Origin of the sequence: Longimicrobium sp., from assembly GCF_048594345.1 — a bacterium.
Lineage (GTDB): Bacteria > Gemmatimonadota > Gemmatimonadetes > Longimicrobiales > Longimicrobiaceae > Longimicrobium.
Genome location: NZ_JBMDXM010000171.1, coordinates 1 through 19,927 on the forward strand (window position 1 = coordinate 1; position 19,927 = coordinate 19,927).

The window sequence follows — 19,927 nt, forward strand, 5'->3', positions numbered from 1 at the left end:
GTGTTGAAGAGCACCACCTTGTCGCCGGGATGGATGTGGCCGGATGCGACCAGGTGGGCGGCGGCGGTGGCCGTGGCGGCGCCTTCCGGCGCGCAGAAGATGCCGGTGTCGGCGCCCACCCGCGGTGTCCAGGCGCGCATCTCGTCGTCGTCCACGGCGATGGCGGCGCCGCCGGAGGCGCGGACGGCGTCCAGGATCAGAAAGTCGCCCACGGCGCGGGGGACGCGCAGGCCGCTGGCGTAGGTGTGGGCGCCTGCCCAGGGCTCCGCGTACTCCGTCCCCTGCTCCCACGCGCGGACGATGGGGGCGCAGCCGCTGGCCTGCACCGAAACCATTCGCGGCCGCGCGGAGCCGATCCACCCCAGCCGCTCCATCTCGTCGAACGCCTTCCACATCCCCACCAGCCCGGTGCCGCCGCCGGTGGGGTAGACGATCACGTCCGGAAGCCGCCACCCCAGCTGCTCGGCCACCTCGTACCCCATCGTCTTCTTCCCCTCCACGCGGTACGGCTCCTTGAGCGTGGACAGGTCGAACCAGCCGTGCTCCCGCGCGCCTTCGGCCACGCGGGCGGCGCAGTCGGTGATCAGGCCGTCGAACAGCTCCACGTCGGCGCCCAGCGCGCGCATCTCTTCCACGATGGGGTGGGGCGTGTCGCGCGGCACCACCACGTGCGCGCGCATCCCCGCGGCGGCGGCGTAGGCGGCGGTGGCGCTCCCCGCGTTGCCGGCGGAGGGGAGCGCGACCTCCGTGATCCCCAGCTCCTTCGCGCGGCTGATGGCCATGCACAGCCCGCGCGCCTTGAACGACGCGGTAGGATTCTGCCCCTCGTCCTTGACCCAGCACCGCGCCACGCCAATGCGCGCCGCCAGCCGCGGGGTGTCGATCATCGGCGTCCACCCCTCGCCCAGGCGCACGGCGTTGGCGGGGTCGCGCACGGGGAGCAGTTCCGCGTAGCGCCACAGGTCCGCCGGGCGCCCGGCCAGGTCGTCGCGCGACAGGCGCCGGCCAATGGCCTCCAGGTCGTATCGCGGATACAGCGGCTTTTCGCAGCACGGCGACAGGCGGTGCGGCTGCTCGCTTTCGTACCGTGCGCCGCAGCGCGTGCACTCCAGGTGCGTGGCTCCGCCGGCGGGAAGCGTGTCGGTCATCATGGTTCGGTAGAAGGTCGGGTCACCGCGCGCGGAAAGCGGTTCTCACGCGCGGTCATGCGGTGAAGGCGAAGCACCGTGGGGATGCAGCGAAGGACGAATCCACGATCGTCGCGGTAGTGGCCGCGCAGGCTCAGCAGCTCGTCCAGCACGTCGCCGCCACCCAGACGGGCCCTGAAGAACGCCACTTCGTGCTCCAGCGTCTCCGCGCGCATCTCGTACACAAAGAAGCAATTGTGCAGCGAGTGCTTGAGCGCCGCCATGGCGTGCCGCGTTGCGCCGGGAAGCAGGGCGTACGACGCGTTGATCAGCACCAGCTGGCCGTGCAGGCCCAAGAGCGCCTTGTACACGTCCAACCTGCGGATCGGCGGCACGGGGACGCGCGGCAGCAGGTCTTCGCCCCAGGCGGTCACGGCCGAGGCGATGATGCTGGCGAAGACGATGCGGTCCACCAGCAGCGCCTCGTGCGGCCGCAGCCCCAGCACCCGCGCCACGCTCCCGGACAGCAGGTCGCCCGCCGTGCAGACGAAGCAGGAGAGCGCGTTCCCGGCCGCGCGGTCGATGAACTTCTCCAGCGCGCTCTTGCGGCGGCCGTCGCGGGGGCGGAAGCCGTGAGCCTCCTCCAGCCGCGCCACCAGTCGGTGCACCTCGGCCCGCGCTTCGTCCGTGGCGCCGTCGGCCAGCACCACGATCAGGTCCACGTCCGACACCTGCTGCGAAAAGCCGCCCCGCGCGGCGCTGCCAAAGACAGCGACGCTCACCAGCGGGTGCCGCCCGGCGCGGCAGCCGGCCACCACCGCGTCCAGGTACGCCTGGACGCGCGCGGGAAAGCGCGGTGCGCTGGCGGGCGTCGTGGAGGATGTCGCGCGGGCCGTTTGCTGAAGGTGTGGCGTGGCGCCGCCGACGGGAGCGAAATCGGTCAACGTCGGTATCTCACGTCGATTCGATGGGTTGCGGCGCCATGCGGGCCAGGCCGCCCCACACGATCTCATGGAACTGCGCGTCCATCTCCCGCGCGCCAGGCTGTGCGCCGCGGTTCAGCCACCAGCGCATCATCTCTATCAGCGCCGCCCCGAACATGCGCGCGGTGGCGGCCGGCGGCAGCGAGGGGGTTCCGGCAGCCGGGGACAGCTCCGCCATCCGCCGCTCGATCAGCCGCGCCAGGAGCCCGGTCAGCAGGTCGTACACGGGCTCGCGCAGCGCCGACTGCTCCAGCGCGCGCGTAAACCGGTGGTAGTCCGCCACGTGGGCGAACAGCTCCGCGACCGGCGCCACCCGCCGCGAGTCACCCACGCTGGCCAGAAAGCTCCGTTCCAGCACGCCCCAAAAGCGCTCGGTGTCGCTGAGCAGCAGGTCGTTCTTGTTGCGGAAGTGCGCGTAGAACGTCGCGCGCCCCACCCGCGCGCGATCCAGCACCTGCTGCACGCTGATGTCGTCGAAGCGGCGGGCCAGCATCAGCTCCACCAGCGCGCTGCCCAGCGCCTGCCGGGTGCGCACCACGCGCCGGTCCTCCCCCTTTTTCCGAACACTCCGCGGCGGCCTGTTCATCATCCCGTTCTCCCGGCTGACAGCGGCAAAATCACCGCATACACTCCGCGCGGAGGACAATGCCACCTGCACACGGACGGGGTCAATGCGGCGCGAGCCACTGGGCGGAGGGTGCATGATCGCTGGGGCGGTCATGGGGCTGGTCACGATGGCGGTCCACCCCACGGGCGGAGGACACGCGGCGCTCGCGCTGGCGGTGCACGCGCTCGGCCTGACGGGGGCGACCATCGGCTTCTACGGCGGATGGGTGCTCACGCGCCGGCTGGCGGCCCGGGGCGCGCTGTCCGAGCTGGCGCTGGCGTTCTACGGACTGGGCGCCGTGGCCGCGCTGCTCGCCACAGTGGCCAGCGGGTTCCTGGCTTCCGACCTCATCGCACAGTTCGCCGCGTCGCAGGGCGAGGCGCGGGCCGCAACCGCCGCGGTGCTGCGCTACAACGGCGCGTTGAACCAGGCGTACGCGAAAGTTCTGGTTGCCGCGTCGTCCGCCGCCATCGGGCTGTGGTCGATGGAAATCGTGCGGACGCGGCTACTGCGGCGCGCGGCGGGGATCCTGGGCTGCGCCGTCGCCGCCGTCACCCTGCTCATCCTCTTCTCTGGCCATCTGGCGCTGGACGTGCACGGCTTCGGCGGGGTTGTGCTGGGGCAGTCGATCTGGGTGATCATGGTTGGCGCGGAACTGCGCCGCACCAAGCCCCCCGCGCGATCCACGCTACCTTAATCCAACACCACTTGCACCAGCGCGTCGAGTTCCGCGATCTTGGATCCATCCCAGCACGCACGGGCTCAGCCTACGACCATCCCAGGAGGACGGAATGCAGACGATCCGGCTCAACATCGACGCGCTCGAGATCAAGTCGTTCGCGACGACCAGGGGACCCGCGGTAAAGAACGAGGCGGCCCCCACGGACATCGGGAGCGCCGTCAGCGAGACCAACGGTGTGTACATCTGCAAGTCGTGTGGACCCTGCTGCAACTGGACCGCCGCGCAGCGCAACTGAGATCCACGTTGCTGGCCGCCCCCGCCTAACGTCTCGCCGGGCGGGCGGCCAGCACCGTTTCCACCGGCCCGCCGCAGTCGGGGCACCTCGCCTCCGAACCCTCCGCCCAGTGGCGGCACGCCAGGCAAAGGGTAACCAGCCGCCCCTCCTCTTCCGACGCGGCGGGGAGCAGGAACGCCGTTCCATCTTCCGCCACCGCGCGTAGCGACGGGCCGCTGTAAAAGTGGGCCAGCAGGTCGCGCAGGTCCACGTCCGCCGCCTTTTCGATCACGTCCTCGCGGCTCACCGCCGTGCGATCGCGAAAGCGGGCGCGCTCCGCCGTCCAGGTGCGCTCCACTCCCGGTTCGGGCGACATCTTCATCGTCAGCCCGCGCGTCTCCAGCGAAAAGCGCACGTCCAGCCGCGACCGCAGCCGCTCCGCCGCCTTGCGCAGCTCCAGCCCGGGCGCCAGCTGCCTGCGATTCGCGGAGTGGATGGACGGATCGCAGAAGATCCGCGCGCGGGCGTCGGACCAGAGCGGCGTCTTCAGGTTGCCGACGTCCGCCTCGACCACCGCCGTGTAGTCGTACGGCCGGTCCACCGTCCCCGCCTCGATGCGCGTGTCGCGCACCCCCGGCGAGCCCTCCAGCGCGTCCAGCAGCGCGCGCGCGAGCAGATCGCGGCGCTCGCGGTCCGAAAGCGGGCACCAGAGGTCGGGGTCCAACAGCTCGGGAAAATCCATCAGTACGAAAGTACGAGAGTACGAAGTACGATTGGGCCGATGATCGCCGACAACTTAGCCCGCCCGCGAAGTGCTCGAAACCTCGGTGGATGTTGCTCGACCGTTCACCGCCAATCAGTCATCCTGAGAGAGCCGCCGCGCAAAGCGTTGCCTCTGCAGGATCCGTGGCGGCGACCGAAGGACCTTGCCCGCAGAACCGTGGGGCTGGATCTCTGCCCAAGAGCGTGCCTCACGATGGCGGAGAGAAGGTCCTTCGGTCGCGCGCAAGCGGTTGCGTGGATTACGGTTTCGCGCGGCGCTCCCTCAGGATGACTGGTTTCGGGGAGGTTGATCGGCAGCCTGGAATTGGGCTCTGGAACAACCACGCAGCTTCAAGAGACTTGACTTGGAGCGCGTCATGTAACAATGTAGGTTACATGAAACGCAGCAATCGGTTCTCCGTCGCCCTGCACGTCCTGATGCACCTTGCCGAGCGGCCCGGCGAGCCGGCGACGTCCGAGCACCTGGCGGCGTGCGCCCGCACCAACCCGGTGGTGGTGCGGCGGACGCTCGCCGGCTTGCGCCAGGCGGGGCTGGTGGCATCCGCCAAGGGGCACGGCGGCGGATGGACGCTCGCGCGGCCGCCGGCGCTGGTCACGCTGCGCGACGTGCACGCGGCGCTGGGCGAGCGGCTGCTGTTCGCCCTGGACTTCAGCGGAGGAAACCCGGGGTGCCGCGTGCAGCGGGCCGTTGCGGGAACGCTGGACGATTTTCTACACGACGCCGAAGCCCTGCTGGCGGCGCGCCTGTCCCGCATCACGCTGGCGGACGTGGCGGCCCAGGCGCGCGGCCAGGGGCACGGCACGGACACGGAGGAGGGATGATGGTTTCCGATCGATACGACGTGGTGGTGGTCGGCGGCAGCTTTGCGGGGCTGGCCGCGGCGATGCAGCTGGCCCGGGCGCGCCGGCGCGTGCTGGTGGTGGATTCTGGCCGCCCACGAAACCGGTTTGCGCACGCCTCGCACGGCTTTCTGGGCCAGGACGGCCGCGCACCGGCCGACATCTTCGCCACCGGCCGCGCCGAGGTGCTGGCGTACCCCACCACCGCCTATCTTGCCGACGAGGTGACGCACGCCCGCGCCGCCGGCGACGGCTTCGAGCTGGATCTCGCGTCCGGATCGACCGTCGCCGCGCTGCGCCTGGTCCTGGCCACGGGCGTCGCCGACGACCTGCCGGACGTCCCGGGGCTGCGCGAGCGCTGGGGTGTGTCGGTGCTGCACTGCCCGTACTGCCACGGCTACGAGGTCGCGGACCGCCGCTTCGGCGTGCTGGCGCGGAGCGAGATGGCCGTGCACCAGGCGCTGCTGGTCACCGAGTGGAGCCCGGACGTCACGCTCTTTACCCACGGCGTGATGCAGCCGGACGGCGAGCAGCGCGCCGCCCTGGCCGCCCGCGGCGTGCGCATCGAGGAGCGACCCGTGGCCGCGCTGATCGGCGAGGGGCTGGAGCTTTCCGCCGTGCGGTTGGAGGACGGGACGATGATCCCCATCGACGCGCTGTTCACGCAGGTGCTCACAAGCATGGCCAGCCCGCTGGCCGAGCAGCTGGGGTGCGAGATCGAGGAGGGGCCGTTTGGCCCCATGATCCGCACGGATCCCCGCAAGCTGACCACGTTCCCGGGCGTGTTCGCCGCCGGCGACACCACGCGGGTGCCGCCCAACGCCACCCTGGCCGCGGCCGAGGGCGTAATGGCGGGCTTCGGCGCGCACCAGTCGCTCGCGTTTCCCTCCATCTGACCCGCACGGAGAGCGCCCGGCATCGCGCATCCGCCACTCGTCCCACAGGGGTGGATGGAGGGCGCGGATCCCCCGATCATCCGCGATGGAAAGAAGGGGATTGATCACGCGGAGGCGCGGAGGAAGAGAAGAGGCGCGGAGGAACTCGAAGCGCGGCACTGGCTTCTCCGCGGCCCTCCTTTTCCCTCCGCGCCTCCGCGTGAAATCCGTTCCGGGAGAAGCGACCGATCAGGCGACGCGCGATAGAAGCCGGTCGGCGGCGGCGAGGCCGGAGGTGACGGCCCCCTCCACCGTGGGCGCGTACATCCAGTCGCCCGCGAGGACGGCGCGCGGCGCGGAGTCCCACGCCAGCGAGCGCAGCGCGGGAAGGCGGCCCAGCGAGCCGGGGCTAAAGATCGTCCACCCGTCGCGCCAGTCGTAGAAGCGCGCCCCGACGACGGCCCGGTCCACCCCCGGCAGCGCACGGGCGACGTCGGGGAGAAGGAGGGCGAGCGCGTCGTCCGCCGTGGCGCCCAGCAGCCGCCGCGCCGCGTCCGGAAGGGCAAAGACCACCAGCAGGCCCTTGCCGGGCGGCACCAGTCCGCCCACCTTGTTCTCCTGCACGCATACGGCGGCCACGTTCCGCGCCTCTCCGGGGGCGAACGAAAGGCCGAACCAGCGCACGCCGGCGGGGCGGTCCAGCAGCAGCGCCAGCGAGGCGGCCGGCCGCACGGACACGCCGTGCAACGTTTTCGCGGCCTCGGGTGTCAAAAATTTAGCAACGCGGTGTGCCTCCGGCGCGGGCAGCGCCACCACCGCCGCGCCAAATCGCTCGTTCCACCCCTCGCCCGAAACCTGGACCCCGTCCTCCGCCGTATGCACCTCGCTCACCGGGGTGGAAAGGTGGAGGGCCGCGCCGGCTTCGCGCAGGCGGTCCGCCGCGGCGCGGCAGAACCCGTCGGCGCCGCCGCGCAGGGCCCGCACCTCCAGGTTAAGCCCCTGGCGGCCCAGGGCGTGGTAAAAGCCGGCACTGGCCTCGTCCGGCAGCGTGCCGTACAGGGTGGCCAGCAGCGGCGCGGCCAGCAGGTCCACGAAGTCGCGGCCCAGCTCGCGCCGGCCCCACGCCGCGATGGACTCCGCGTCCAGCCCCGCGGCCGCCGCGCGCTCCAGGGCACCCAGGTCAAGGTCGCCGCCGTGGCGCTGCAGATAGGGAAGGTACTGGGCGCCCATCCGCAGCTTGAGTTGCAGCGGCAGCGCCCCCGAGGCCAGCATGCTGGTGGGCGAGCCGTACACCACCTCGTGCGCGCGCCCCTTTCGCCACAGCGCGTCGCGGCCGGGGGAGCGCTCCGCCAGCGCGCCCGCCCCCGCGGCGCCCAGCAGGCCAAAGAAGCGCGCGTAGCTGGCGCTGTACAGCTGCACGCCGGGGTCGATGCGCCACCCGTCCGCCGCGTCCGTACGCGTGCGCCCGCCTGCGTGCGGCGCCGCGTCGAACACGGTGACGGAGGCGCCGGCGGAGTGCAGGCGCAGGGCGGCCGCCAGCCCCGCGGGGCCGGCGCCGCAGACGGCGACGGAGAGATCACGCGCGCTCATGCCGCGCAGCCCTACGCAACCGCCGCGCCGGAGCGGAGTTGCGCCGTACGGACGCTCGTTCTAGTTTCCGCAGTCCCATCCCCAACCCTCCATCTGGAGTACCCATGAAGCGCAGAGACTTCCTCCTGCAGAGCGCGGCGGCCACCGCCGCGCTGGGTGCAGGATCGGCAATCCTGCCCAGACTGGCCTCGGCCGCCGTGCCGATGGACCCGGTCGACGCGGCGGTAAGCCGCGAGCTGGCCATGCGGGCGATCGACGCCGCCCGCGGCGCCGGCGCCAGCTACGCGGACTTTCGCCTGGCCGCCAACCGCAGCCAGGCGCTGGGCACCCGCGAGCGGCAGATCACCTTCTTCAACGACGCCGAAACCTACGGCTTCGGCATCCGTGTGATCGCCAACGGCTCGTGGGGCTTTGCCGCCAGCCGCGACCTGAACGCCGAAGAAGTGGTGCGCGTGGCGCAGCAGGCCGTGGCCCAGGCCCGCGCCAACGCCTCCGCCCGCCAGCGCCCGGTAGAGCTGGCGCCCGTGGAGCGCGTCGTCGACGGCAAGTGGTCGTCGCCCGTGGAGATCGACCCGTTCGACGTGCCCATCGAAGAGAAGGTTGACCTGCTGCTGCGCGCCAACGCCGCGGCGCTGGGCGTGCAGGGCGCCCGCTTCGTCAACTCGGTGATGTTCAGCACCCGCCTGGGCAAGACGTTCGCCTCGACGGACGGCTCGTACATCGAGCAGACCATCTACCGCTCGTATCCGCTCATGCAGATCACGGCGGTGGCGGCGGACGGCAGCGACTTCCAGAACCGGCAGAGCACCGACGTGGCGCCCCGCGCCATGGGGTACGAGCACGTCCGCGACGCGCGGCTGGTGGAGAACGCGCCCCGCTGGGCCGAGGAGGCCGTGGCCAAGCTGACCGCCAAGCCGGTAGAGCCGGGCCGCTACGACCTGGTGCTGCTGCCCACGCACCTGTGGCTCACCATCCACGAGAGCATCGCGCACCCCACCGAGCTGGACCGCATCATGGGGTACGAGGCCAATTACGCCGGCACCTCGTTCATCTCGCCCATCGAGAACTTCCTGGGCAAGTTCCGCTACGGCCAGGACTTCATGAACATCCAGGGCGAGCGCACCATGCCCGGCGGCCTGTCGTCCATCGGCTGGGACGACGAGGGGGTCAAGCCCGACGAGTACCTGATCGTCAAGAACGGCATTCTGAACGACCTGCAGACCACGCGCGAGCAGGCGCCCTGGCTGGCCGACTGGTACCGCCAGAGCGGCAAGCCGGTGCGCAGCCACGGCAACAGCTACGCCGAAAGCTGGGACGCGGTGCAGTTCCAGCGCATGCCCAACGTGAACCTGCTCCCCAACGCCGAGCGCGACGTGAGCGTGGACGAGCTGGTGTCGGGGATCGAGAACGGCATCCTGATCGACGGCGACGGCTCGTTCTCCATCGACCAGCAGCGCTACAACGCCCAGTTTGGCGGGCAGGTGTTCAAGGAGATCAAGAACGGCCGCATCACCGGCCCGCTCAAGGACGTGGCGTACCAGATGCGGACGCCCGAGTTCTGGAACGGGATGGACATGATCGGCGGGCAGAGCACCTACTTTGTGGGCGGATCGTTCAACGACGGCAAGGGACAGCCCTCGCAGAGCAACGCCGTGTCGCACGGCTGCCCCGCGGCGCGGTTCCGCGGCGTCAACGTCATCAACACCGGCCGGAGAGCCTGAGCAATGCCCGAACCCCGTTATCTTTCGCGCGCGGACGCCGAGGCCCTGGCCCAGAAGGTCCTCTCGTTCTCCACGGCCGACGAGGCGCGCGTCAACATCAACAGCGGCACCGAGGGAAACACCCGCTTCGCGGTGAACCAGGTGTCCACGGCCGGCGACGCGTACGACGCCAACATCACCATCACCAGCGCCTTTGGTAAGAAGACGGCGTCGGCCACCACCAACCGCTTCGACGACGAGTCGCTGCGGCAGGTGGTGCAGATGTCGGAGCGGCTGGCCCGCCTGGTGCCCGAGGACCCCGAGTACATGGGCGAGCTTACGCCGCAGCAGTACCTGCCGGTGGAGCCGTTCTTCGACGCCACGGCCAACCTGAGCCCCGAAGAGCGCACCCGCGCGGTGATGGAGATTACCGCCCCCGCGGCGCGGCAGAACCTGATCAGCACCGGGTTCCTTACGCACTTTGCCGGTTCGCAGACGGTGGCCAACAAGAAGGGATTGTTCGCCTACGCCCGCGCCACGGGGGTGAGCTTCACCACCACGGTGCGCACCCCCGACGGCACCGGCAGCGGCTGGGCCGGCAGCGGCGGCAACAACTTCAGCGACCTGAACTTTGCCGAGCTGGGCGAGCGCGCCATCCGCAAGGCCGAGCTGTCGCGCAACCCGCGCGCGGTCGAGCCCGGCGAGTGGACGGTGATCCTGGAGCCCACGGCGGTGGCGAACCTCGTCAACCTGATGATGTTCTCCATGAACGCCCGCAACGCCGACGAGGGCCGCTCGTTCTTCAGCAAGCAGGGCGGCGGCAACAAGATCGGCGAAAAGTTCCTGGACGAGCGGGTCACCATCACCACCAACCCGGCGGACCCACGCACGGCCACCATCCCGTTCTCGGGCGAGGGGCTGCCCAACAACGCCAGCACCTGGGTTGAGAACGGAACGCTCAAGGACCTGGTGTACAACCGGTTCTGGGCGCAGCGCAACAACCGCCAGCCCACGGGCTTTCCCGCCTCGTACCAGATGAGCGGCGGCAACAGCAGCGTGGAGGAGATGATCCGCTCCACCGACCGCGGCCTGCTGGTGACGCGCCTGTGGTACATCCGCCCGGTGGACCCGCGCACCATCCTGTTCACGGGCCTTACCCGCGACGGCACGTTCCTGATCGAGAACGGGCGCATCACGTCGGCGGTCAAGAACCTGCGCTGGAACGAGTCGCCCATCTTCATGCTCAACAACATCGAGGCGATGAGCGAGCCGGTGCGGGTGAACGCCTCCGAAGACGGCGCCGGCGGCTCGGTGATGGTGCCCGCGGTCAAGTCGCGCGACTTTACCTTCACCTCGCTTTCGGACGCGGTGTAAGAAGAGGTACGAAGGTACGGAGTACGAAAGTACGAGAGTACGGAATGAAGCGGGCGGACTGCCGAGGGTGGCGGTCCGCCCGCTTCGTTGTGCGGGAGCGGCTGAAGCCGCCGCAACAAACGCGGGAAGCCTCGCAAACCGCGCGAGGCTTCAACCGCCCGGAGGCGTACTTTCGTACCTTCGTACTCTCGTACCCTTCGTACCTTCGTACCTTCGTACCTTCGTACCAAAAGACGGCGGGTGAGCCGCGTTCAGCTCACCCGCCGTCTGCTCCCGGGGCCAGGATCCGGCGCGTTTTTTACGCGGCGCGGGCTCCGGGCTTCCAGCGTCCAAAGGGCAGGGACGGCGTGGCGGCGTCTTCGCCGCCCCACACGAACGCCACGCGCGGCGCGCGGCGCGGCGCCGGCGCGTTGTCGTGCACCACGATCCCCACCGCGGGAAAGCGGTCCGCCGACTCCATGTCGGCGTGATCGTCAAAAAACATCGGGCTTGAACCAATGACAGAGAAGCCCCGCGCGAAATCAACGCGTTCGGGCGGCGCTGGAAGATGCACCTGCCGTACCGAACGCGCAAGTATGCGCAAACGGCCGCCCCGCAACAGGTTGCGAGAGCGGCCGTCGTAGCGCGTTACCCCGTACGTGTCACTCCGTTACATGCCCGCCGCGTTCATCCGACACACGCCAGGCGCTCCGGCTCGTCCTCTTCGGCCACGATGGCGATCCGTGGCACGGCTACCTGCGCCGGGGCCGCAACGGGCGTGGACACAAAGCGGTCGGGGAGCGGAAAGCTGATCACCGTGTTCTGCTGGCGCTCGGCGGCGCGCTGGGCGCACCACGCACGGTACCCCGGCAGCTTGAGCATCCTGAAGATGCGCCGGTCCATGGCGTTGCACATCAGCAGCTCGGTGAGCTGGTACTGCCCGTCGGGGTTCATCCGCAGATCCGTCACCACCTCGTCCGCAATGGCGAGCAGGTGCGAGCGCGGAATCCGCTCCTTGAACTCCTCGATCTGCTCCTCCACCCAGTCGACATAGGCGCGGCGCAGCGAACGGGGCGTATCGGAGCCCATCGGCATTCCTCCGAGGCGCGAGGCCGGGTTCTGCGTGTTCGGCAAACTGCGGTGAGGAAGGTGGCGCGATAGGGACGGAACCGGATCGAGCGTCAAGTTAGGCTCAATGCGTCGCGGGCGTCAAGTCTCTTGTAACCCACGCAAGTTCAACGTGCGGCGGCACTCAGCGCAGAATGTGTGCCTCTTGCGGTCGGTATCGGCAATATGCCGGGAGGGATACATGACGCACGATGCGCGCCTGCAGTGCGCCACGCCCGCCAGGTGGGCCAGCTCGTGCACGGCCACGGTGAGCAGCCGGGCGCGCAGAACCTGCCCGTCGGCACCCGACCCGGCGCGCAGCGGCGCCACGCCCACGACGGCGCAGCACCCCTCCATCGCCGCCTCGCCAAACACCTCGCCCACCCCCTCCACGCAAAGGCCGGCGTCCGCTATTGCCAGCCGCCACGTCCGCCCCGCGCGCTTCCCCGCCCCGCCCTGCACGCGGTCCATCAGCGCGTGCATCAGGTGGATGGAGCGATACGCCCCGCCTTCCGTTTCCCTCCACGCCTCGTCCAGCGGCAGCGCGTCGCCCACGCGCCATTGCACCCCCAGCTCCGCCTGCAGTGCCTGCCCCAGCTCGTCGAGCAGCCCGCGGTCCACCCCGCCCGCCGGGATCAGCTCCACCGGCCGCAGCTTCCGCCTGCGCCGCGGCACGGCACGGCGGAGCTTGACGCCCTTCAGCCGCACGCTTGCCGAGCGAGTTCAGGTGCAATGCTCGTCATCTACAGATTTCACTCGTGCGATGGCTGAGAAGGCTACGGATGGCCGCCGCCCGATGCAGATTGTCGGCCGCGATTGATTTTGTCCGCGAAGGCGGACGGCGTGAAGTCGTTGCCGCGATTTCAATCGCTCTCACCAGATTCCGCCAACCTGTCTCCCAGCGTGCCCAAACGAATACCGGGCGCCCCGCGTGGAGCGCCCGGCATCGTCCGTCATCCATCCACCGCCGTCACATGCGCTTGTACGACGGGCCGCTGCCGCCTTCGCGCGGGGTCCAGCGCGGGCCGATGGCGTCCGTGGCCTTGCAGTCGATGCAGTTGGGCGCGTTCACCACCAGCTTGTCGCCACTCAGCTCGTACACGCCGGCGGGGCACATGTGCACGTACAGTTCGGCGACTTCCTTGGGCACGTCCTGACCCACGATCAGGTGGCTGGGGATGTCGTCGCGGGTCTGGTTGCCGCTCTTGAACACCGCGTCCACCTTGCTGAACGTCAGCTTGCCGTCGGGCGAGAACGGCGTGGCGGGCGTCACCTGGCGCGGCACCTCGGCGTCGGCGTGCATCTCGATGCGACGGCCGAACAGCCGACCGCCGCTGACCGTCATCAGCCCCGCCTTGAAGCCGCCCACGAAAAAGCCGTCCTTGAACGCAAGGCGCTGGTTGCGGCTCTTGTACAGGTCGTCGCGGATGTAGCTGCCCTCCACCATCGTGTCGTAGGCGGAGAGCGAGGCGGCCGACACGTCGCCCTTCTTGAGCCCCTCGAAGATGGCGCGAGCGGCGAACATCCCGCTCTGCATGGCGTAGTGGATCCCCTTGAGCGAGGGCACGTCCACAAAGCCGGCCGTATCACCCACCATCACCACGCCGTCACCACTCTTGCGCTGCGGCAGGGCGTAGTAGCCGCCCTCGGGGATGGTCTTGGCGCCCCACTCCACCATCTCGCCGCCTTCCAGGTACTTGCGGAAGTACGGGTGCTGCTTCATCCGCTGCAGCATCTGGTGCACGTCCAGCGTGGTCTGCCGGTAGTCCAGGCCCACGACCAGGCCGATGGCGACCAGGTTGGGCTCCAGCGGATACATGAAGCTGCCGCCAAACGCGTCGCGCGGCAGCGGCCACCCCAGCGTGTGGACGATGCGGTCCAGCGGCACCTTGGTTTCCCACAGCTCCTTTACGCCCAGGGCGAAGATCTGCGGGTTGTCACTCTTGATCCCCTGCCACTGCGTCCACGCCTGCCCCAGCGCGCCACGCGTCCCCTCCGCCAGCACGGTGACCCGCGCGGTCAGGTCCGTGGGGGGCTCGCCGCCGCTGCCGTCGCGGCTCTGGCCCGACGGCGTGGTCCGCACGCCGCGCACGGTTTGGCCTTCGACCAGCAGCGAGTCAACCGGGAAGCCGGGAAACACGTTCACGCCCAGCCCCTCGGCCTTATCACCCAGCCAGCGGCAGATCTCGCTGATGGACGCGGTAAAGTTACCCGCGTTGTGCATGGGCGGCGGCGTGGGGATGGGGATGGAGCCCGTCTCCGTGAGCAGGACGACGGATTCCTTGTTGACCCGGTCCTTGAACGGAAAGTCCTCGTCCTTGAGCTCGGGAAACAGCTCGCGGAAGGCGCGCGGGTTGACGACGGCGCCGGACAGGTTGTGCTCGCCCAACGCCGACGCCTTGTCCAGCACGGCGATCTGCGTTTCGCCCAGGGTGCCGCCGGCCTCGGTGTCCTTCTGGATGAGGCGCGCCAGCTCGATCGCGCACGCCAGCCCCGCCGGGCCCGCGCCCACGATGACGACGTCCATCTCGATCGCCTCGGCGTCGGGCGCGTCCGTGACGATCATCCGCTCGCGCGGAAGCGGCGGCTGGTGGCGGACGGGAAGGACGGTGCCTGCCATGCGTTCTCCGTGGGGCTGAAAGCCGGTTTCGTGTCGCGTCTGCTGGAAAGTCGCGGCGGATTATAGGGGATGAAGTGCGAAAGTGCGAGAGTGCGGGAGTGCGAAAGTGGAAGGAGGCGCGGCGAATGTCCGTGGCGTCGTCAAAGGACGTCCTTCGCCAGGTGCGGCAGCGCCACGATCACTGCGAAGCGGATCAGCCGGCCCAGAAAGCCCAGCACGATGAACATCGCCAGGTTCATCCGTGCGGCGCCCGCGGCCACCGTCACCATGAAGAACGGGGGAAAGCCCGCCGCCGCGCTGGCGAACACAAGCGCGCCGCCGGAGCGCGGGCGGTCGCGCAGCGTGGCGTTCATCCCCTCCAGCGCCGCCCGCAGCCGCTTGCCCGGCAGCTTTACGGCCCCCGTCGCCGCGTAGTACATCACCACCTTGCCGATCATCTGCCCGATGGTGGCCGCCAGCACCAGCGGCACCGCCATCGCGGATGGCGCCAGCGCCGCCGCACCCAGCAGGTACAGCTCGATGTTGATGACGGGGATCAGCGCGCTCGCCACCGCCACCCCGAGCGTCGTGAGCCACACCGCGAGCAGGGACATTCATCCACACGCAAAAAGGCGAACGCGCCGCCCTCACCGGAGCTGCGCGTCCATCAATCTAACTCCGATCCGTCCACATCCGCATCAATCGCGCAATAGGACTCCAGAATCTACTCCGATGACCACAGCGGACGTTGGCGCACCTTGTCGGCGTCCACGACTGTGAACCATCCCACAAGAACAAAATCCGGAATACGGAGGAGGTCCAGCACTGCGCGCGCAGCAGAATCAGGCCCGGCCGGTGGTATCCGGAGATAGATGATACCGGGAGGAACGGCCGCCCCACGGCGGTAAACCAGCTCGCCGAAGTCCCTATCGAACGTGATAAGGATCTGCCCGTTCGCACGAGCATGGGCTAGAACCCACTCATCTGGAGCCGAGGGTGAGATCTCGCCGACTGCCTCCACATGCAGGCCTGCCTCTCGCAGACGCATGATGCTAACGGCGGATAGATTCTCGTCCGTCAGGAAGCGCATTCAGGCGGCGCCGATGGGCACTGCATAGAACGATTCCTCACGCATCGCCTCGGAAGCGAACGCGAAAATTGCCCGTAGACCCTCAGCCGTCAGCTGCGGGTAGTTCTCGAGTACCTGCTGGTGGGTCCAGCCCTGGGCAAACAGCTCGAGCAGGAAATCTACCGACAGCCGGGTACCCCGTACGACAGGTTTGCCCGTCAGAATGGCGGGGTCTGCGTGGATATAGGCACGCCAGTCCATAATCGCCTCGCTTTTAGCGTCTTCGTACACCATGGATGATAATGGATTGGGTTCCGGATTTCAGCCCCGTGTCCGCCGGGTCAGCGCCTGCACCCACTCCGGCACCTCCGGCTCGCCGGCGAAGATGGCGCCGCGCTTCCCAGCCGTCAGAGCCCAGCGGTGCAGCCAGGTGATGCCGGCGGGGCCGGTGTAGCTATCCGGTGACGCGTAGGCGGAATCCGCCAGCGCTTGCTCCAGCGGGATGAAGGTGTAGCCGCGCCCGCGGTACATCCGCGCCAGCCGGCCAAATTGCTCGGCGTTGAGGTTGTTGGCGTGCAGAAGCAGCACGTGCGGAATCTCGCGGCCCACGATCGCCAACGCCTGCTGCTCGTAGTACGCCGTCACCGCCTCCATGTAGCGGACGTACTCGTCGGCAATGCGAGTGCGGGTGGCGGCGTCCGGCGCCCGATCGTACGCGGCGGCGAACAGGTAGTCGTGGTTGTCGATCGTCACCGGCGCCACGCGGTAGCCACGCTCCGCCAGGAACGCCTCGAAGCGCTGGCGATCCTCCATCGTGCGGCCGGTGTGCAGGAACGGGTGACGGAAGAAGCGCGGCCGCTTACCCGCCGCCTGCATCACCGCGCGCGTCACCGAATCGCCACGCGCCACGTCCGCGATGTACGCGTCGACCGGCGTGGTGTGAAAGTCGGAATGCGAATACGCGTGGTTGCCCAGCTCCAGCCCCGCGCCTACCCACCGCCGCAGCGTGGCCACTCGCGCCGAGTCCACCTCGCCCGCCGTCAGCAGCTTTTCCTCGTTGACGAAGCCGATGGCCGGCACGCGGTGCTCCGCCAGCGCCCGCAGCAGGCCGTCCGTAATGCGCTCGTACGTGGTCAGGGAGCGGTCCCCCTGCGCCACCGCCGGCAGGTCGTCGAAGGTGATGGCCACCTGCCGCTCCGCCTGCCGCGGCGGCGTGACAGCGGCGCCCTCCATCTCCACCGCCGGGGTAACGGACGCCGCCGGACGGACGATGGAGATCCCCACGACGAGCATCGTAAAGGCGAGGAGTCCGAACAGCGCGGTCCGCAGATACGCCGGCATCGGGCGCGACTCGCTCATCGGCGGCTCGCCCGGGCGGCGGCTTCGCGGATGCGGACGGTGCGCTCCAGCTCGTCGCGCGACTGCAGTACCTTGCGGCGGATGTCGGCCGGCAGCTCCGGCGTCTCGGCAAGGAACTGGTCGACCACGGCCAGCGCCTCGGCCGACGTGTGCCCGCCGATAAAGGCGCTGATCCACCGCGGCAAAAAGAAGATGCGGCGGTTGTCGCGGATCCACTCCAGCCGGTCCAGCGACGGCCGCAGGTACCGCAGCGTGAGCGCGGAGTGCGCCGCCGTGTTGAAGTTGCCGGACGCCGCCGTCACCCACTCCTCGTTCAGGTTGGGATCGTCCAGAAAGCGGCCGAAGTACTGCGCCTTTACGTCCGCCGCCGGCACCGCCGCGCCCGCCACGAACGCGCGCCGCCCCGCGTCGGCCGTGGTGTCGCGCGCCGACTCCGCCGCGATCAGCGCGTCCGGATCGGGCTCGCCCAGCGCGATCAGCCGCTCCACGATCCCCCAGCGCGTCGGCTGCTTGACCGCCTCGCCCTCGAAGGTACGCGCACCGGCCAGGTACTCGCGCAGCATCGCGCGCCCGGCGTCGGTGCGCACCGTGCCCACCAGCATGTCCAGCGCGGCCTTGCGCGCGCCGTAGCTGAGCGTTGAATCCGCCGAGCGCGTCACCAGCAGCCGCTCCCACTCGCCGTAGAGCGGGTCGTCCGCGCCGCGGACCGCGTAGGTGGAAATCGCCGTCCACGCGCGGCCCATGTTGAGCCCGGCGATCTGCTCGTCGCGCTCGCGCGGAAGCTCGCGCATCACGATGCGGGCAAAGCGGGCGGGGTCCATCCGCGCCTCGCGCACCTCGTCCCACAGCGCGCCCCACAGCATGGCGCGGCGCAACCCGTCGCCCTCGTCCCCCACGTGCCCGGCCACGTACTCGCGGCTGCGCTCGTCCAGCAGAAACAGGCCGTAGCCGTAGTCGCCCTCGTTGCTCCACACGTAGTCCGGCGCCGGCAGCCCGCGCGCCGCCGCCACCTCGATCGTCTGCGCCGCGCCGCTGACGGGGATCACCACGTCCTCGCGGCCCGTGTACGCCAGGCGCACCTGCGTGTGGATGGGCCAGAACCCGCCCGGGTCGCCCGCCAGCTCCCGCGCGGGCCGCTGCCGCAGGGTCAGGCCGGCGATGGTCCCGCCGCGTACCTGCAGCGAGGTTTCGACGACGGGCATCCCCGCCCGCAGGATGTACTGCTCGCCAAACGCGTCCAGGTTCATCCCCGACGCGTCCCGCAGCGCGTTCAGCAGGTCGCGCCAGGTGGCGTTGGCGTACGCGTGGCGCTGCAGAAAGAGCGTCAATCCCGCGCGGAACGCGGAATCCCCCACCATGAAGTTGAGCTGCTTCAGGATGGCGGGCGCCTTGTTGTAGACGATGGGGCCGTAGTTGCTCTTGGCCAGGTCCAGGTTCGCCAGCTCCTGCCACACGGGCGTGGTGCCGCTGGTCTGGTCGGTGGCGTACGCCAGCGGCTTGTTGCGCAGGTAGAACGTCTTCCACGCCTCGCTGCCGGGGTCCAGCTCGTCCTGCATCCGCGCCGCCACGTAGGTGCTGAACCCCTCCTTGAGCCACAGGTCGTCGAACCACTCCATGGTCACCAGGTCGCCGAACCACTGGTGCGCCACCTCGTGGTAGATGGTGGACTTGCGGCCGATCTGCTGCCCTAGCGTGGGCGCCTCGCGAAAGATGAACTGGTTCTCGTTGTAGAAGATGGCGCCCACGTGCTCCATCCCGCCGAACGGAAAGGCGGGCGCCAGCAGCATCTCGAACTTGGCGAAGGGATAGTCCACCGCGAAGTACCGCTCCAGCCACCGCACCGCGCGCCGGTTGGCGCCGAGCAGCGTGTCGGCATCCACCTCCGCCGCCCGGCTGAAGCGCGCGTACAGGGTGATGGGCAGGCCGTCGCCCGCCGGAGCGTCCGTCCAGGTGCGCCACGGTCCCGCCGCGAACGCCGCCAGGTAGGTGCTGATGGGCTCCGTCTCGTCGAACGTCCACGTCGCCGTCTGGCCCTGCTCCTCGCGCCGGCCGGGGCCGTTGGCCAGCACCTTCCACTCGCGCGGCGCCACGATGCTGTAGCGAAAGCGCGCTTTGAGGTCCGGCTGGTCGAACGAGGGAAAGAGCTGGTTGGCGTCCGCGGGCACCAGCAGCGTGTAGAGGTACGTGGCGCCGTCCGTCTGGTCGTTGAAGCGGATGATGCTGGCCCCCGCCGGCGCGATGCGCGCGACAAAGTGCGCCACGACGGTGTTTTCCCCGTCGCGCAGCCAGCGCGCGGGGATGCGCAGGTGGCCGTTCTTCCACTCGCCATCCGTCACACGCTCCCCGTTGGCGGTGACGATGCCCAGCGACGGGCCGCGAAAGTCCACCACCAGGTCGCCCGCGCCCGCCGCGCGCTGCACGGTGATGGTCACGCGGCCGGGCGCGCTATCCTGCGCCGTCACGTCCAGCCCCAGCCCGTAGCGCACGCCGCTGAGCGTGGCGGCGCGGTGTCGCGCCAGCTCCAGCGACACGCCGGGGCGCATCAGCTCGTCCATGGATGGCGTCCGCGGCGCCTGCGCGCCCAGCGAGGAGGCCCACGCCAGCGCCGCGCCGGCAAGAACGGAGAAAGCACGTCGAAACGTCATCACGAGTCCGGAACGGGGTACTTCACAGTCCCTTGAGCAGGCAGCCCAGGATCAGCAGCGCGCCCCCGGCCAGCAGCGCAATCTGGCCCAGGTCGCCCGGCAGTTCGATGCCCGCCAGCATCTCCAGCGCGCCCACCAGCCAGAGCACCACCGCCACGCCCAGCGTAACACCGCGCGGTGATTGCGGTCGGATGAAGAACCGGGCCATGGGCGCACCTCCGGCTGGAAACGCATGCGAGGGAGTCTACCTAACGTAGACGCGGGGGGCCCCCCCCCCCCAACGGCGGCGCCCCCGCCCCCGCCGCGGGCGCCAGATAGAAAAAAAGCCGCCGCG

Annotated in this window: 21 protein-coding genes; 6 read left to right on the plus strand and 15 right to left on the minus strand. The window is 69.7% G+C overall.

Annotated elements, in window-relative coordinates; genetic code table 11:
• The 3 genes from ACOJUJ_RS18720 to ACOJUJ_RS18730 form a co-directional block, all read right to left on the minus strand.
• Positions 1 to 1,148: threonine synthase (locus tag ACOJUJ_RS18720; protein WP_420128418.1), on the minus strand; the 1,148-nt coding region annotated here is incomplete at its 3' end.
• On the minus strand, positions 1,148 to 2,071 hold the full coding sequence (locus ACOJUJ_RS18725; RefSeq protein WP_420128419.1) for a nucleotidyltransferase domain-containing protein: 924 nt from the start codon (positions 2,069 to 2,071) through the stop codon (positions 1,148 to 1,150). The genes ACOJUJ_RS18725 and ACOJUJ_RS18720, both read right to left, overlap by 1 nt.
• Positions 2,072 to 2,081: 10 nt before the next feature.
• Complete coding sequence (locus ACOJUJ_RS18730) at positions 2,082 to 2,699, minus strand: TetR/AcrR family transcriptional regulator (RefSeq protein WP_420128420.1); 618 nt, start codon at positions 2,697 to 2,699, stop codon at positions 2,082 to 2,084.
• Between the two features lie 112 nt (positions 2,700 to 2,811).
• Between ACOJUJ_RS18730 and ACOJUJ_RS18735 the strand changes: the two genes are divergently transcribed.
• Positions 2,812 to 3,414 carry a hypothetical protein gene (locus ACOJUJ_RS18735; protein ID WP_420128421.1) on the plus strand — a complete coding sequence of 201 codons (603 nt, stop codon included), beginning with the start codon at positions 2,812 to 2,814 and terminating at the stop codon, positions 3,412 to 3,414.
• Positions 3,415 to 3,508: 94 nt separating this feature from the next.
• Positions 3,509 to 3,694: a hypothetical protein gene (locus ACOJUJ_RS18740; RefSeq protein WP_420128422.1), complete on the plus strand. Its 186-nt coding sequence runs from the start codon at positions 3,509 to 3,511 to the stop codon at positions 3,692 to 3,694.
• 25 nt (positions 3,695 to 3,719) lie between these two features.
• Here ACOJUJ_RS18740 and ACOJUJ_RS18745 read toward each other — a convergent pair whose 3' ends face one another.
• Positions 3,720 to 4,415 (minus strand): hypothetical protein, encoded by a 696-nt coding sequence (locus ACOJUJ_RS18745; RefSeq protein WP_420128423.1) that lies wholly within the window; start codon positions 4,413 to 4,415, stop codon positions 3,720 to 3,722.
• A 416-nt stretch (positions 4,416 to 4,831) separates the two neighbouring features.
• Here ACOJUJ_RS18745 and ACOJUJ_RS18750 point away from each other — a divergent pair, with 416 nt between their 5' ends.
• Both ACOJUJ_RS18750 and ACOJUJ_RS18755 read left to right on the plus strand, forming a co-directional pair.
• Positions 4,832 to 5,278: an Rrf2 family transcriptional regulator gene (locus ACOJUJ_RS18750; RefSeq protein ID WP_420128424.1), complete on the plus strand. Its 447-nt coding sequence runs from the start codon at positions 4,832 to 4,834 to the stop codon at positions 5,276 to 5,278.
• The gene (locus ACOJUJ_RS18755; protein ID WP_420128425.1) at positions 5,278 to 6,192 is read left to right on the plus strand and encodes an NAD(P)/FAD-dependent oxidoreductase; all 915 of its coding nucleotides are present in this window, start codon (positions 5,278 to 5,280) and stop codon (positions 6,190 to 6,192) included. The genes ACOJUJ_RS18750 and ACOJUJ_RS18755 overlap by 1 nt, the downstream gene beginning before the upstream one ends.
• 228 nt (positions 6,193 to 6,420) lie before the next feature.
• Here the strand turns inward: ACOJUJ_RS18755 and ACOJUJ_RS18760 are convergent, their stop codons facing one another.
• Positions 6,421 to 7,761 (minus strand): protoporphyrinogen/coproporphyrinogen oxidase, encoded by a 1,341-nt coding sequence (locus ACOJUJ_RS18760; protein WP_420128426.1) that lies wholly within the window; start codon positions 7,759 to 7,761, stop codon positions 6,421 to 6,423.
• 104 nt (positions 7,762 to 7,865) lie between these two features.
• Between ACOJUJ_RS18760 and ACOJUJ_RS18765 the strand changes: the two genes are divergently transcribed.
• Both ACOJUJ_RS18765 and ACOJUJ_RS18770 read left to right on the plus strand, forming a co-directional pair.
• The gene (locus tag ACOJUJ_RS18765; protein ID WP_420128427.1) at positions 7,866 to 9,482 is read left to right on the plus strand and encodes a TldD/PmbA family protein; all 1,617 of its coding nucleotides are present in this window, start codon (positions 7,866 to 7,868) and stop codon (positions 9,480 to 9,482) included.
• 3 nt (positions 9,483 to 9,485) lie between these two features.
• Positions 9,486 to 10,835, plus strand: coding sequence for a TldD/PmbA family protein (locus ACOJUJ_RS18770; protein WP_420128428.1), 1,350 nt, complete (start codon positions 9,486 to 9,488; stop codon positions 10,833 to 10,835).
• A 298-nt stretch (positions 10,836 to 11,133) separates the two neighbouring features.
• Here ACOJUJ_RS18770 and ACOJUJ_RS18775 read toward each other — a convergent pair whose 3' ends face one another.
• From ACOJUJ_RS18775 to ACOJUJ_RS18820, 10 genes are all read right to left on the minus strand, one after another.
• Positions 11,134 to 11,319 (minus strand): hypothetical protein, encoded by a 186-nt coding sequence (locus ACOJUJ_RS18775; protein WP_420128429.1) that lies wholly within the window; start codon positions 11,317 to 11,319, stop codon positions 11,134 to 11,136.
• Between the two features lie 182 nt (positions 11,320 to 11,501).
• Complete coding sequence (locus tag ACOJUJ_RS18780; RefSeq protein ID WP_420128430.1) at positions 11,502 to 11,903, minus strand: hypothetical protein; 402 nt, start codon at positions 11,901 to 11,903, stop codon at positions 11,502 to 11,504.
• 120 nt (positions 11,904 to 12,023) lie between these two features.
• A complete protein-coding gene (locus tag ACOJUJ_RS18785; protein WP_420128431.1) occupies positions 12,024 to 12,629 on the minus strand; it encodes a matrixin family metalloprotease in 606 nt (201 codons plus the stop codon).
• Between the two features lie 262 nt (positions 12,630 to 12,891).
• Complete coding sequence (locus ACOJUJ_RS18790; RefSeq protein WP_420128432.1) at positions 12,892 to 14,541, minus strand: 4Fe-4S dicluster domain-containing protein; 1,650 nt, start codon at positions 14,539 to 14,541, stop codon at positions 12,892 to 12,894.
• A 140-nt stretch (positions 14,542 to 14,681) separates the two neighbouring features.
• The gene (locus ACOJUJ_RS18795; RefSeq protein WP_420128433.1) at positions 14,682 to 15,134 is read right to left on the minus strand and encodes a hypothetical protein; all 453 of its coding nucleotides are present in this window, start codon (positions 15,132 to 15,134) and stop codon (positions 14,682 to 14,684) included.
• A 110-nt stretch (positions 15,135 to 15,244) separates the two neighbouring features.
• Entirely contained in the window at positions 15,245 to 15,610 is a 366-nt protein-coding gene (locus ACOJUJ_RS18800) for a DUF5615 family PIN-like protein (protein WP_420128434.1), read from the minus strand.
• Positions 15,611 to 15,883 (minus strand): DUF433 domain-containing protein, encoded by a 273-nt coding sequence (locus ACOJUJ_RS18805; protein ID WP_420128435.1) that lies wholly within the window; start codon positions 15,881 to 15,883, stop codon positions 15,611 to 15,613.
• Positions 15,884 to 15,910: 27 nt separating this feature from the next.
• Positions 15,911 to 16,948, minus strand: a complete 1,038-nt coding sequence (locus ACOJUJ_RS18810; protein WP_420128436.1) for a polysaccharide deacetylase family protein — start codon at positions 16,946 to 16,948, stop codon at positions 15,911 to 15,913.
• Positions 16,945 to 19,593 carry a M1 family metallopeptidase gene (locus ACOJUJ_RS18815; RefSeq protein WP_420128437.1) on the minus strand — a complete coding sequence of 883 codons (2,649 nt, stop codon included), beginning with the start codon at positions 19,591 to 19,593 and terminating at the stop codon, positions 16,945 to 16,947. The genes ACOJUJ_RS18810 and ACOJUJ_RS18815 overlap by 4 nt, the downstream gene beginning before the upstream one ends.
• A gap of 22 nt (positions 19,594 to 19,615) precedes the next feature.
• Positions 19,616 to 19,801, minus strand: a complete 186-nt coding sequence (locus ACOJUJ_RS18820) for a hypothetical protein (RefSeq protein WP_420128438.1) — start codon at positions 19,799 to 19,801, stop codon at positions 19,616 to 19,618.
• Positions 19,802 to 19,927: the final 126 nt, after the last annotated feature.

Bases quoted from the DNA above. Each gene is read 5' to 3' on its own strand.
- ACOJUJ_RS18730 (WP_420128420.1), bottom strand. From the start codon at position 2,699: ATGATGAACAGGCCGCCGCGGAGTGTTCGGAAAAAGGGGGAGGACCGG.
- ACOJUJ_RS18735 (WP_420128421.1), top strand. From the start codon at position 2,812: ATGATCGCTGGGGCGGTCATGGGGCTGGTCACGATGGCGGTCCACCCC.
- ACOJUJ_RS18740 (WP_420128422.1), top strand. From the start codon at position 3,509: ATGCAGACGATCCGGCTCAACATCGACGCGCTCGAGATCAAGTCGTTC.
- ACOJUJ_RS18745 (WP_420128423.1), bottom strand. From the start codon at position 4,415: ATGGATTTTCCCGAGCTGTTGGACCCCGACCTCTGGTGCCCGCTTTCG.
- ACOJUJ_RS18750 (WP_420128424.1), top strand. From the start codon at position 4,832: ATGAAACGCAGCAATCGGTTCTCCGTCGCCCTGCACGTCCTGATGCAC.
- ACOJUJ_RS18755 (WP_420128425.1), top strand. From the start codon at position 5,278: ATGGTTTCCGATCGATACGACGTGGTGGTGGTCGGCGGCAGCTTTGCG.
- ACOJUJ_RS18760 (WP_420128426.1), bottom strand. From the start codon at position 7,761: ATGAGCGCGCGTGATCTCTCCGTCGCCGTCTGCGGCGCCGGCCCCGCG.
- ACOJUJ_RS18765 (WP_420128427.1), top strand. From the start codon at position 7,866: ATGAAGCGCAGAGACTTCCTCCTGCAGAGCGCGGCGGCCACCGCCGCG.
- ACOJUJ_RS18770 (WP_420128428.1), top strand. From the start codon at position 9,486: ATGCCCGAACCCCGTTATCTTTCGCGCGCGGACGCCGAGGCCCTGGCC.
- ACOJUJ_RS18775 (WP_420128429.1), bottom strand. From the start codon at position 11,319: ATGTTTTTTGACGATCACGCCGACATGGAGTCGGCGGACCGCTTTCCC.
- ACOJUJ_RS18780 (WP_420128430.1), bottom strand. From the start codon at position 11,903: ATGGGCTCCGATACGCCCCGTTCGCTGCGCCGCGCCTATGTCGACTGG.
- ACOJUJ_RS18790 (WP_420128432.1), bottom strand. From the start codon at position 14,541: ATGGCAGGCACCGTCCTTCCCGTCCGCCACCAGCCGCCGCTTCCGCGC.
- ACOJUJ_RS18795 (WP_420128433.1), bottom strand. From the start codon at position 15,134: ATGTCCCTGCTCGCGGTGTGGCTCACGACGCTCGGGGTGGCGGTGGCG.
- ACOJUJ_RS18800 (WP_420128434.1), bottom strand. From the start codon at position 15,610: ATGCGCTTCCTGACGGACGAGAATCTATCCGCCGTTAGCATCATGCGT.
- ACOJUJ_RS18805 (WP_420128435.1), bottom strand. From the start codon at position 15,883: ATGGTGTACGAAGACGCTAAAAGCGAGGCGATTATGGACTGGCGTGCC.
- ACOJUJ_RS18810 (WP_420128436.1), bottom strand. From the start codon at position 16,948: ATGAGCGAGTCGCGCCCGATGCCGGCGTATCTGCGGACCGCGCTGTTC.
- ACOJUJ_RS18815 (WP_420128437.1), bottom strand. From the start codon at position 19,593: ATGACGTTTCGACGTGCTTTCTCCGTTCTTGCCGGCGCGGCGCTGGCG.
- ACOJUJ_RS18820 (WP_420128438.1), bottom strand. From the start codon at position 19,801: ATGGCCCGGTTCTTCATCCGACCGCAATCACCGCGCGGTGTTACGCTG.